Genomic DNA, 13,600 nt, shown 5'->3' with positions numbered 1-13,600 from the left:
CCAGCGGGCCGCCACGGTCATCCGCAACCAGGCCCAGCCGACGCCACCCGCCACCACCGGCACGGGCCCGATCCTCCCGGTCACCGCCCCCGCGACCACCGGTACGGCACCGGCGACCACCGGAACCGCCCCCGCCCCACCCCCGCGCGACGGCATCTCACCCCTCGCCGGGCGCGGGCTCACGGACAGCAGGACGCGCGCCACAGAGACCCGGCACGCGGCGATCACGCCGGGCAGTCTTGTCGCGCACGGGCACGAACTGTTCAAGAATTCCTATGTGGTCGAGGGACTGAGCCTGCCGGGGACCTTCGCGGACGGTCAGTACTCGCTGGAGATCCAGGCCGTCGCGCACCGGCCCCGACTGCTGGACACGACCCGGCAGTATCTGGAGACGGGCGTCTCGGCCACCGACAACGCGCAACAGCTCAAGTCCCTCGGAAAGTCGCACCAGTTCGGCGGCAGCGGGGTGCTCACCCAGAACCCGCCCCCGCAGCCGGCCGGACAGGGCAACACCGGTCCGGAGTCGGACGGTTCGGTCTCCACCAGCCAGACCAGCGGCACGTCGTACAAGGGCCTCTTCAACCCCTCGGCACGGCTCGGCTACGTCGCCCGCACCGACACCTCCGACACCCTCGCCGCCAGTACGGGCGTCAACCGCACCCCCACCGAGAGCGGCACCCTGCACCGCGTGGTCGCCGACGTCACCTACCTCGTCACGGTCCGCGCGGGCTCCCGCACGCTGCTCAACGGCGTCGGCGAACCCGGCACGGTCGACCCCGTCACCTTCGCGGTGGACGTCCCGGACGGGCTCCAGTTCCTCATGACGCAGGGCCAACTCGCCCGCGACGCACGGTGGATGGGCTCGGTGCAGGGCCTCACGCCCGCGCCCGCCCCGGCCCTGACGGCGGCCCTCCCGGCGCCGTACACCCGCAACCGGGAACTGGGCCTCGGCGGTGTCCTCTCGGTCATCGAGTACGACCGGCCCGTCGCGGCCCCCGTCCCGACGACCGGGCCCACCGCAGGCCAGGTCCCGCTGGGGCCGGTCAACCCGAGGGAGCGGCGCGGGCAGGTCGGGCGCGAACTGCTGGCGCTGGTGGAGGCCGAGGCACCCGGAGCGGTCACCCCGGGGCACTCCGGATACCAGCAGGGCGTGCACAGTCGCGTCGCGCAGCTCACCTCGTCCGCCGGACTGCGCTCGCTGCCCGGACGCGGCCCGGACGGCACCCCGCGCCGGGCCACCACCCGCTTCCACTTCCGCCACCACGGCCACGGTGGTGAGCGGTTGGTCGAGGTCACGCTCACGGCACGGCCCCGGCGGACCCAGAACCTGGCCGGTGTCCGGGGTTCCTCGACGCCCGGCTCGGGTCTCGAACAGTGGCAGTCGCACACCTCGGCGGGCCGCACCACCACCCGCGCCTCGGTCCGGCAGAAGCAACTCCCGGTCACCCTGACCACGCGCTATCTCCGCCCGAACCAGGGCCTCGACCCGGCCAAGACGGACCGCGCGGCACCGGTGTTCACCCCGCAGGCGGCCACCAGCATCTCCGCCCGGCGGGCCACCACCGCCGACAACCGCTTCTGGCTGCGCACCGACAACGGCGCCGACTTCGACGGCCTCCAGTACGACTACGAGCTGTCCGTCCGCTCCGCGCTGGTCACCGACTGGCCGCCCAACGTCATCGGCGGTCTCATCCAGAACGGCGTCATCGCGTGGTCCGACGCCGACGGCGACGTACGCCGCTGGATAGACGAACTGATGGCCCGGGGCAACCCGCGCACCAGCACGGTCCCGGTCCGGCTCACGCTGCGGTTCACCGGCACCGAGACCGCCCTGCCCGGCGTCGGCGGCCCCGTTCCGGTGAACGCCCCGTCCGTCGTCTCCGGCGCCGACCCGCGCAACACGGTGCGGCCGGCCGGTCCCGCCGCCGGGCCGTATCTCGCCGACGCGCAGATGTTCCACCCGGTGGGCCCGACTCCGGCGTTCCACTTCGACGGCTGGGCGCACCTGGAGACGGCCCTCAACGACGTCGCTCCGCGCGGCGGACGCGGCTGGCATTCACAGATCACGTCCGTCTCGGTGGAGGGACAGGCCGTCCGGCTCGGCCAGTTGATCCAGGCCGGGCGGGTCTCCCTCGACCGTCCCCGGCTGGCCGCCGACCTCACTCGCAAGATGCCGGGCACCACGCCCTTCGAAGGGGCGCCGGATCAGCCCCCGTCGATCGCGGTGACGCTGTACAACCCGCGCCGTTCCACCCACGCCGACGACGTCACCCTCGATCAACTCCACAACACCACCGACACGGTGAGCACCGCGGCCGGCGCGGACCACTCCCTCGCGACCTCGTTCACGGAACTCCTCAGTGGCGACGACGACAACCACGAGATCGCCGGGATCAGCGTCCCGCTCGCGCAGCGGCAGACCCAGCCTTCGACCTTCGGCGGCACCACCACCGGCAGCCGTCGCGACTGGCTGAAGTCCGGCAGCACCGCCGCCCCCGCCAACGGGGCGCGGGGGACGCGGAGTTACGTCGTCGACGCGGATGCCCATCTGCTTGTAGAGGGACCTGAAGGCACCCGTCACGTCACCGGTACGGTCACCCTCCGCATCGAGGAACGCGACCTCCTCGGCCACGGACTCCTCACCCCGGGGGAGACCCCGCCGAACCTCCACGACTTGCCCGCGCTCGTCCCCGACTGGGCCACGGCCGAGCCGCACACCCTGCCCGAACGCCTCAACTCCGCGATCCCGGCGGGCAGTCACGGCGTGCAGGTCTGGGTGGCTCTCGGCGCCGACCCGCAGGGCGAACACCTCGGCCAGGCGCTCTACGCCGCGTCCCGCACCGCCGTGCTCGGGAACCGCCCGCTGGAGCTGATGACCCGTGACCCGCAGGGCATCCGGCGCTGGGAGTTCACCCCTGAGGGCGCCCTCGTCACCGCCGACCCCGATCTCGCGACCGCGTGGAACGCCTTCGATGCCCAGGCCGAACTGCTGCACACCGCCACCGACACCCTTGCCGACACCCCGCAGCGGCTGAACCTCCTCACCGGCGCCCTCCAGCAGGCCAACCGGGCACACACGGCCGCCGTAGCAGCCCACGGGAAGGCGCGACTCGCGGTCAAGAACGCGACCGACGCCCACACGGACGCGAAGATGGCGGCCGCCGACGCCGCCGAGGCCGCGCGCAAGGCCGAGGCGCTGGTCGCGCGGCTGAAGCGGGATCTCGCGGAGGCCCGCAACACCGTCACGACCCTGCCGTCGGTCATCGAGCGGCACGAGCGGGACGAGACGAAGGGCCACCACGACCTCCGGACGGCCCTGGCAGCGCTGACGCGGGCCGAGAACACCGTGCGCGAAGAGCGTGCCGCCGCAGCACGGGCCGCCGCTCAACAGGGCGCGCGGAACGGGCAGTTGAGTGCTACCCCCGCTCCCGTCGCACCCGGTGCCCCGCGCTCCCACACCCCCGCGGCCGATGTCGCCGCCGACCCCCGCGTCCAGGCCGCGCTCCCGGCGATCACCGCCGCCGACAACGCGATCCAGCAGGCCACCACCGCGCTCACCACCGCCCGGCCGGTACTGGCACGGGCGGAGCACATCGTCGAGGTCGGACCGGATCGCATCAGCGAGGAGGAGGACAACCACGAGGAGGCCGTGGAGGAGGCGCAGGAGGCCGCGGCAGCCGAGGTCGACGCGGCCGACGGACTGCGGGTCGCCCAGCGGATCGAGACCGCGGCCCAGGCCCGGGTGACAGCGGCCGAGACCGAGGTCGCCCGCCGCAACGGTCTGGTCGCCGCCGCCGTCACCGCCCAGTTGCAGGCCGCCGCCGACCAGATGTCGGCCGCCGCCGCGCTGCCCGGCCTGTCCAGCGACGTCCAGGACAGTGCCCCGACGCCCGAACAGTCCCTGCGGACCACCTTCGCCACCACCCCGCCCCGCTGGCCCGCCCCCGACGGCCGCGCGGCGCCCCTTCTGGCCGGCGGTCAGACGCACACCCCGGCGCCCGCGACCACCACCGGTACCACCACGAACGCCGGGACCACGGGGACGACCCCGACCTCGACCACGCCGAAGCCGAAGCCGAAGAAGAGCGGGCCGCCCAAGTCCGGTACGAGCAACGCCCAGACGGACAACACGGGCAAGGCAGGCAAGGACAAGAAGACAGGCCTCGACAAGGGCAAGGCCAAGGCAACGACCTCGCCGCCCGGCACGACCCCCGCCGCCCCGCCGACCCCCTACGTCGACCCCACTGGCAACGCCGTCCAGACCCCCGGCGACGGTAACTGCCTCCTGTACGCCGTCATCGGCAGCGCGCCGCACCTGGTCCGCACCCGCCTCCAGCAGGCCGCCGCCACCGGTACCGTCCCGGCCCTCGCCCCGGCCACCGCCGCCTGGCTCGCCCGTCCCGACGACGTACAACGGGCCCTCACGACGATGGCGCGGAACCCGCAGGCCAACGACCGGGGATCCAATCAACTGCGGGCCGCACGGCAGGAGTTGCAGGACCTGGTGCTGGCCCGGCTGGCGGCCGCACAGAACGGCAGCCGACCCCTCCCGCCGCAGGTTCTCGGCCAACTCCGCGGCGTCCTGGTCACCCCCTTCACCGGCGCGGTCCAGAACATGACCGCCGCCCAGATCGACAACGAACTGGTCCGCTACGGCATCCAGGGCGTGACCCACGCCGAGGACCTGGACCCGGTCGACCTCCAGACCCGCTATCTGCAAGCCCTCTCGGCACCGGGCGCACCGCCCGCGCTGACCGGCGCCGCGCCCAGCAACCGCCGGATGTTCGCCTACCTGCGTGCGGTGAACGGACTGCCGACGCCCGCCACCATGACCACGGACGAACGCCGGTCGCTGCTGATCGCCGGTTACCACCGGAGCACCGCCCCCCTCAGCCAGGACGAGGCGAACATGCTCGGCAGCGCGGTGGGCAACTGGTCCGCCGCGTGGGCGAATCCGATCGGCGACACCTTCCTGCCGCTGCTCGCCGACACCCTCGACGCCCCGATCCACGTCTTCCAGCCGATGCCCGCCCCGCTCGCCGGCACCACCGCGAACGGCGGCCCCCGAGGCATCGCGCTGCGTTACGGCCCGACCACCAACACGCCCGCGCTGGAGGTCCATTACACGGGCCTGAACCACTACAGCGCGAGCGCCGCGAACGCGAGCATCACCACGTCCCAGGCGCCTCGGGGTCCCGGGGACGCCAACAGCGTTCAACCGGACGGGCGTTACCGTCCCGCGCCGGCCCGTGACGCCGACGACGAGCGGCCCGCGTCCCGTGTGGTCGATCTGGCTCCGAAGGACTCCTGGCACGGTCTGCGTCCACATGCCCGTCCTGCCGTGCACTCGACCGAGCGGTTCGATGCGCACGCGGATCAGTCCAACTCGCCCCGCCCGGGGGTCCTCAGTGGTGCGACGACGCTCGTCCGTGCCACCATCCGTCGTATCCAGGCGCCCAACGGTCAGTGGATACGGGACTACACGCTCAACCTCCCGGTCACCGCCACCGACCCCGCCCTCGCCACCCAACTCCAGGACCGCATCACCCGTCTCCTGGACACGCACCTCAACTCCGGTCTGGCGTTGCCCAGTTCAGGCGATCAGTTGCACATCAACCTGAACCTGGTCGCCGACCCCGATCACTCAGAGACGATCACTCTCACCGACTCCGCGAAGCCGTCCCGCGCCGACCAACTCCACCTGGACATCAACCACTCCGACGAGGATCTCCTCCACGAAGTCCTCCACTACCTCGGTCTCCCGGACGAACAGCGCGACAACGACTTCCTCCTCCGCAACCACCCGAACAGCACCACCGTTCAGACGACCGGCGTCATGGCCACCACCCAAGACCCCGTCCACATCCCGCACCGCTACCTCCGCACCATCGAGAACGTCACCGCCGCCGGCCCCCAACTCCACGACCACACAGGCCAGGACGTGACCACCGCGGCCCAGGACCCGGACACCACCCCGATCCCCACGGACACCCCCCTCACCTGGCCCACCTCCAACGCGCCGGTGGCGGCGCCCTCTTCGACGTACGTCCGCGACTACGGCCTTCAACAGGACGGCAACGTAGGCCTGGTGCTCCTCGAACCGCTGTCGGCGGACGTCGTGCGCGGGCTGCACCAGCAGGTGATGACGGCGCTCGGGCTGGGGAACGCGCCCGACACGCACCCGGTGCGGGAGCAGCTGCGGACGGTGGCGAGTGCCGAGGCGCTGGTGCTCAACCTGCCGTATCTGCGCGGGAGTCTGGGTTTCCGGATCAGGGTGACCGTGGACGGCCGGGAGCGGGACGTGGACCTGCGGATGGGACTCTCGGACCCGCGGGCGGCGGCCCGGTACGGGCAGGCCGAGGGGGCCGTGCGGGACGTACGGGTGGAGCGGCGCGGCATCGGTTCGCAGGAGTCCGTGTCGTCGGAGGTGTCCGGCAACATCCGTACGGTGATGCTGCCCTGGACCGCGCTGTTCCCGGTGGGCAGGGCGATCCCGGTGCGCGGTGTCGATGCCGCGCTGACCCTCGCGCTGACCTTGAACCAGCTCTCGTCGAGCGCGTCGGTGGCGTCGGTGGTGACGTCGACTACGGCGCAGCGCAGCAACGAGCCTTCGGAACCGTACGACTTCACCGCCGGATGGGAGGTGCGGGTCGACACTCCGGCGCTGGCCGCGCCCCTCAACTGGTCGCCGGAGCAGTCGCACGGGCCGGTGACCCTCTGGTTCCCGCAGCATCTGGCGCGGGACGAGGACGGCGAACTGCCCGAGGCGGCGCATCCGGACGCGCTGCCGATCTGGGGCGTGGACACGGTGAGGGAGCCGGGGCGGCTGCTCGCGGAGACGTTGCGGCACTTCGCCGGCCCGCTGCGGAATCTGGGCAAGGACTCCCTGGCGGAGCTGGAGACGTTCCTGTCGGAGCCGTTGCTGCGGGGCACTCTGCCGATGCAGCGGGAGACGGGCGTCTTCTCTCCGGTGCTGCTCGACAGGTCGGGGCGCGCGCTCGGCATGTTCCAGTTGCGGACCGACGTGGTGGTGGGGGAGCCGCTGAGGCAGACCGTCGACGGGAAGGTCAACCTGGAGAGCCACCTCACGCAGTCGGTGAAGATCGACGCCCAGTCGAAGTTCAGCAGCGGTGCGTCCCTGTCCGGGAGTGTCGGTCCGGCGCTCACCGGCGACCACAGCGAGGGCCACCCGGCGGCGACGCGGCGGGTCGGCGGCGGTGTGCTGGGGCGGGTCTCGGTCCAGGCGGGGACGAGTGACGCGCTGAACCAGAGCGCCGGCGCGTCGCTGATGCACGAGGTGCGCACCAAGCGCGGTCACCTGCTGGCGCCGGCCTCGGTGGAGCACACGCTGGTGTTCCACCGGCCGGGCGGCGGGCGGGACACCTTCGAGCCGGGCGAGTGGCGGGCCGGCATGCATCTGCGGGTGATGACCGCCGAGGACGCCCGGGGTCATGTTCCGACGCCGGAGGAACTGCGGCGGCTCCCGGCCGAGTTGGAGCATCTGCGGTCGATCGGCGCCAGCGCCACACCGCTGGCCGTGGAGGACGCCGAACGCCTCTTCGTGCCCGCCGAGAACTGGCTGCGCCGCGAGGGCTTCCTGCCCGCCGACGACAACGCCCGCAACCGGGTACTGCCCGACGAGGCGTTGGTGCAGGCCCAGTTGAACAACCTGCGCCGGTTCGAGCAGACCCGGTCGCAGATCGGGCTGCGGGCCGCGGTGGACGCCATGCTGGACGGCGGCCACTCGCTCTTCCTGGAGATCCCGACCCTGACCGGCAGCCGCCGGGTACGGCTGGTGCTCAGCGCGGAGCGCGGCGAGGGCGAGAGCACGCACACCAGGGTGCTGCCGCACGTGGAGACCATCGGCCTGGTCTCGCTGTCGACGGTCGCCACCGACCAGAACGGCTCGCAGTACGGGGTGTCGTACGGCGCCGGCGGTTCGTTCGGCATACCGGTGCACGACGGCGCGTGGACCCTCGGCGGCACCGCCGACCATGTGCGCTCCCACCAGGTGCAGCACGACAACAGTGTGCAGTTGTCCCTCGGGCACGACCAGCAGTTCCAGGGCACCGGGGCGGGACAGCGCACCGAGGTGTTCGAGGTGCCGGCCACCTTCGCGCTCGACCTGTACCAGGGGTCGGGGGAGGAGCCCCTGGAGCGGTTCGCGCCCCTGGCGGCCGAGGAGCCGTACGACCCGCCCGGCGCCCCGCCGCCCGGCCCGAACGACCCGCCGCGGCCTCCGCCCCCGGACCGGGTGGCGGGGACGCTGAAGCTGGCGGTGCCGACGCTCCGTACGCTGCCCGCCGACGAGCCCGTCCCGGCGGCGCCCGCCGCGCACACCGTGCGGGCCGCCGACGACGCCGACCGCACGGCGCTCGGCCTGACCGACGAGCACGGCACCCCGCTGCCCGACTCGGTACCGCTGCCGGACGACTCGATGGTGGAGGTGTTCCGGGCGTCGGCCGCGCTCGACGACGCGTTCCGCGCGGTCCTCGGCAACACCTACCAGGGGCATCCGGCGCGCGGTCTGCTGGACGGCGTACGGGACACGGTCGGGGGAGTGACTCCCGCTCCGCTGGCCCGAGTCGGACGGGCCGTCGGCGAGTCGCTGGCCGGCGCCGACGCCACCGATCCGACCACGGTGACGGCGGAGATGCTCAGCGCCGCCCGCAGCCCCGCCGCCCTGCTGGCCCGCGGCCACCAGGTGCTCAAGGGCGCCTATGTGATCGAGGGGCTCACGCTGCCGGGGCTCGCCGCGGACGAGGTGCTGTCGGTGGAGATCCGCGGCACCCTGCGCAGGCCGCGCGCGTCGGCCGAGATCACGCAGTACTTCGAGACCGGGCTCAACGCCGTCGACGGCGCCGGACAGCAGCGCGGGGTGTCCAGTGCCGCGCAGTGGGCGGGCGGCTTCACCGCGGTCCGCAACAGTTCCTCGGCCCAGACCCCGGGCTCCGACCAGGCCGCGGGCAACGACGGCGACGTCGGCGGCCTCGGCGACGGCGGCATGCGACGCCGCGCCGACGAACCGGCACAGCAAGAGGGCAGCGGCTCTACGACCGGTTCCGCGTCCCGCAGCGCGACCTTCAACCCCTCCGGCCGCTACACCCGCACCACCCGCCGCGAGAAGGGACGGGCGCTCGCCTCCTCCACGGTCGTGCACCGCACGGCAACCGAGGGCGGCGCCCAGCACCGCGTCACCGCCGACGCGCTCCTGCTGGTCACGTTCCGCCGCGGCACCCGCAACGCCGTGGGCAACGCGATCGGCCAGGGCGAGGGCCGCGCCGTGACCGTGGCGGTCGAACTCCCGGACGCCGTACGGTTCTTCGTCAGCCCGGCCCAGATCCGGCGCCACCGCGCCTGGTTCGCGACCGTGCCCGGTCTCACCATGCCCGCGGAGACACCGCGCTCCGTGCCGCTGCCGCGCCGCTTCATCGCCTCCCGCGAGGTGGGCCTCGGCAGCGTCCAGGCGATGGACCAGTACACCGACGCCACCCGCACCGTGCACCGCCCCGACCTCCTCCGACAGCGACTCGTCGCCCTCGTCGAGGAGGAGGCCCCCGGCACGACCCGCCCGGGCCACGCGTCGTACCTCTCCGGCGTCGACACCCGCATCGCCGACCTCACCTCCACGGCCGGCCTGCGCACCCTGGCCGGCCGCGGCCCCGGCCGTGCCCAGCGCTTCCGGTTCCGCCACGTCGGCTACGGCGGCGCCCGCCTCGTCGAGGTCACCCTCTCCGCCGAGCCGGACGCCGACGACCACGCGCTACGACAGGTCCGCGGGCACGACGGGGCACCGGGCGCAGGCATCGAGCAGTACCTCGGCCACACCCCGTCCGCCGTGACCGACAGGACCTCCCACAGCACCCGGCACTCCGCGTTCGCCCAGCTCCAGACCCGGCTCCCGAGGCCCACCGGCGGCCCCCGCACCGACCGGGCGGCCGCACTGCTCAGCGCCGACACCGTGCGCGGCAACTCGGCGCGGGTGACCCGGGCCGCCGAGGACCGGCACTGGCTGCGCACCGACAACGTCGCCGACTTCGACGGCGTCCTGTACCGGGTCGTCGCCACCGTACGGTCCTCCCTGACCGTCGACTGGCTGGTGGATCTGCCGGGCGGCGTGCTCCAGCACGGCGTGCTCAGCCTGACCGACGCGGACACCCCGCTCGCCGAGCGCATCGCCCACCTGTTCCTCGGCCGCCGGCCGCGGAGCATCACCGTGTACACCGCCGCGGCGCTCCGCTTCACCGGCAGCGAGGCCACGGGCCCCCACGAGCCCGACGCGCGGGTGGCGGTGAGGCGGTCGGCGGAACCGCTGACGCCGGTCGGCCAGCGGTTCACGCCGGGCGGCCCCGCACCGGTCTTCTCCTTCGACGCGGGCACCGAACTCGCCGCCGCGCTCGGCGAGGTGGCCCCGGACCTCACCGGCTCCTGGCGTCGGCTCGCCGCCTCCGACTCCGCGGACGCCACCGCCGTACGGGTCGGCGAACTCCTCCAGGCGGGCACGATCGAGCTGGACCACCCGCGCGGCCCCGCCGGTGTCACGACCACGATGCCGGGCGCCTACCCGTTCCAGGGCGATCCCGACACCCCGCCCCGGCTCTCCGTGGAGCTGTACCGGCCGCGCCCGGAGACCGACACCGGCGACGTGACGATCGACCGGGTCCGGCTCAGCACGGTCAGCGCGGGCTCCGCCTCGCACGCGGGCCTCACCGGCAGCCTCTCGGCGCAGGGCGCCTTCAGCCTCCACGACTCCAACCGCCAACTCCTCGGCTTCACCGCGCCGGTACTGGCCCGCCCGGCCCAGGACCCCGGCACCGGCGCGGCCGTCGCGGGCACCCGCCGCGAGTGGCTCAAGCACGGCAACACCGCCACCCCGGAGGACTCCCGCGGCACCCGCAGCCACGAGATCCTCGCCGACGCCTTCGTCACCGTCCACGGCCCGCACGGCACCCGGTACGTCTCCGGCACGGTCCGGCTGCGCCCCCTGGAGCGCGACCTCCTCGGCCACGGCGTCACCACCGGCCGCACCGACACGGGCGTGTACGACGGCGCGTCCCTGATCCGCGAAGCGGCCGACGCCCAGGTGCGGAACGCCCCCGCGCACGCGGTCCTGCGCGACTGGCACAGGGTGTCGCTCCGCGACCTCCCGACCCTGCTGGCCCACGGCATCGAGACGGACCAGGACCCGGCCCGCGACGACACCGCCATGCTCCAACTGTGGCTGGCCACCGACGGCAGCGCCCGCCAGACGGCCCGCGCGCTCTACGCCGCTTCCGGTACGGCCGCGTTGCTACGGCGGCCTGTCGAACTCGCGCTGCGTGACGGCGAGGGCGTGCGCTTCCGGCGGTTCGACGTGAACGGGGACCCGGCGGGGACGCCGAGGGCGGACGAGCGCGGCGACGCGGAGCGGGACGGCGGGGGGCCGAGCAGTGCGGGCCCGAGCGGTGCGGGACAGGGTGGTGCGCGGCGGGGTGGCGTGGGCCAGGGCGACGCGGTCCACGACGCCGGTTGGGCGGCCGTACGGGTTCAGGTGCGCACACTGGAGGAGGCCGCGCGGGCGGAGCACGCCGCGAACACGCAGGAGCGCCGGCTCCAGGACCAAGTGCCGGATGCCCAAGGCGTGTTGAACGAGGCCGAGCTGCCGGTGAGGCAGGCGGAGCTGGACCGGGACGAGGCCCACGCCGCCGCGGACACCGCGGCCGCCGAACTCGCCGCCGCCCAGCGGGCCGTCCCGCTAGCCGAACGCACCGATCAGGAACGGCGGGCCCGGGTGGCGCGGTTGACCACGGATCTCCGGGACCAGACCGAGCGCGTGACGGACGCGACCCGGGTGGCGGGTGAGTTCCACGACGCGGTCCGGACGGCGGAGGAAGAACTGAGGGCGGCGGAGGAAGCCGTACGAGAGGCGGCGGAGGCCGCGCGACAGCCTGGCAACTCGGCCACCCGGGGCCGGAGTTCGCGCCGCGACGACGCCAACTCCCGCTCGGGCGAAGCCGGTTCCCCCACCCGGCCCCAGTCGCGCCGGAACCGGGCCAGTACCACGCTGGACCAGGCACGGATCGAGGCCGAGGCAGCCGACCGCGCCGTCGACGCCGCCCGGCACGCCGTCAACGACACCGGGCGTCGGCTCGGCCTGGCCGAGGACGTGGCACGCCACGCCGCCGGCATCCTGGTCCGCGCCCGGGACGCGGCCGCGACGGCGACCACGGCGGACCGCACGGCCCGGGCGGCGCTCATCGGGGCCACCGCACGCCACGACCAGGCGGTCGCCGCACGGGACGACGCCCAGCAGGCGTTCGACGCCCTCCGGCGCGAGATCGACGACTCCCTCGCCGAGCAGGCCCGGTACGCGGCCCGGCAGCGCAACGCGGAGCACGATCTCACCGATGCCGTAACCCTGTTGGAGGCCCGGCGAGCGCAGGCGGGCGAGGGCACGGCCTCCCTGCCGACGGGCTCTCTGGCCGCCACCCCGGCCACCTGGCCCCGCCGCACCTCTCGCCCGGCACCGGCCCGCATCGAGACGGGACCGACGGCCGAACCGACGGCCGAACCGACGGCCGAACTGGTGCAGGACCCGCAGGCGGACATCGAGACCGAGCCTCAAGTGGCCCCCCAGGAACCGGAGTTCCAGCCGGTCGGAGCCGAGAACGACACCGACGAGGAGTCGGGAGACGACGAGGGCGACCCGGCCGGCCGGCACGGGCAGGGTGGCCAACAGGGCCAGCGAGGGCAGGACTTGGGCGACGGGAGCGAGTCCGGCGAAGACGAGTCGGACGAAGAGGACAGCGACGACGAAGCCGACGAGGACGATCAGGCCGGCCGGCACGGCCAGGGTGGCCAACAGGGCCGGCGCGAGCAGGACTTGGGCGACGGGAGTGAGTCCGGCGAAGGCGAGTCGGACGACGAGGACGACGCCGACCAGCACGGGCGGGGCAGTCGGCACGGGGACGACGTAGACGCAGACGAGTCCGGCCCCGACGGCAGCGACGAGGACGAGGACGAGGACGAGGAAAGCGACGCCGACGCAGACGGCGGCGGCGCGAACCGTCAGCGCGGAGAAGGCTCCGGCGGCTCCCGCTATCGTCCCGTCGTGTCGCGCGCGCAGCGCCCCGAGACGTTCGCCCGTTCACTGGCCGAGTTGCTCGCCGACTCCGATACCGCCCCCGCGTGGTCCCGGGACCGGGACCCGCACAGCGCGCTGCTCGCCTGGGTGCAGGCCGATGTGGCGGCTCACGGCGCCCCCGACGACCCGAGGTTCCCGGCCCCGGCCACGGAGGTGTCGACCGACGCGCTGGCTCATATCGGTGCCCTCACCGAGGAGTTGCGGGCTCAGGCGATCCTCCAGAACGGCATGGTGACCGTCGTGGAGGCCGGACTGGACGACCCCGCCCGCCTCGCCCTGGTACTGGCCCGCCCCGACACCCCCTTCTACGTGGCCACCCTGGCGGCACTGGTCGTACGGGACACCGGGCGCCCGGTCAGGGTGATCAGTCCCGGCGGCCGCACCCAACGCTTCGGCCCGGCCGACGGCACCCCGCTGACCTTGTATTTCGACGGCAACCGGTTCTCGGTCAACCCGCCCGCCCCGGAAGACGACTGA

1 protein-coding gene (cut by a window edge) is annotated in these 13,600 nt (G+C 73.9%); it reads left to right on the top strand.

What is annotated here, in order from left to right; translation table 11 throughout:
* On the top strand, positions 1–13,600 hold the final stretch of the coding sequence (locus OG194_RS10925) for a hypothetical protein (protein ID WP_327400673.1). 23,264 nt of this gene lie to the left of the window's left edge; 13,600 of the gene's 36,864 nt are visible here — the last part of the coding sequence; the start codon falls outside the window, past its left edge; the stop codon is at positions 13,598–13,600.

The sequence above is a fragment of the Streptomyces sp. NBC_01288 genome (assembly GCF_035982055.1).
Classification (GTDB): Bacteria; Actinomycetota; Actinomycetes; order Streptomycetales; family Streptomycetaceae; genus Streptomyces.
Note: the sequence above shows the minus strand (reverse complement) of the source record. Positions and strands in the feature narration are given on the sequence as shown.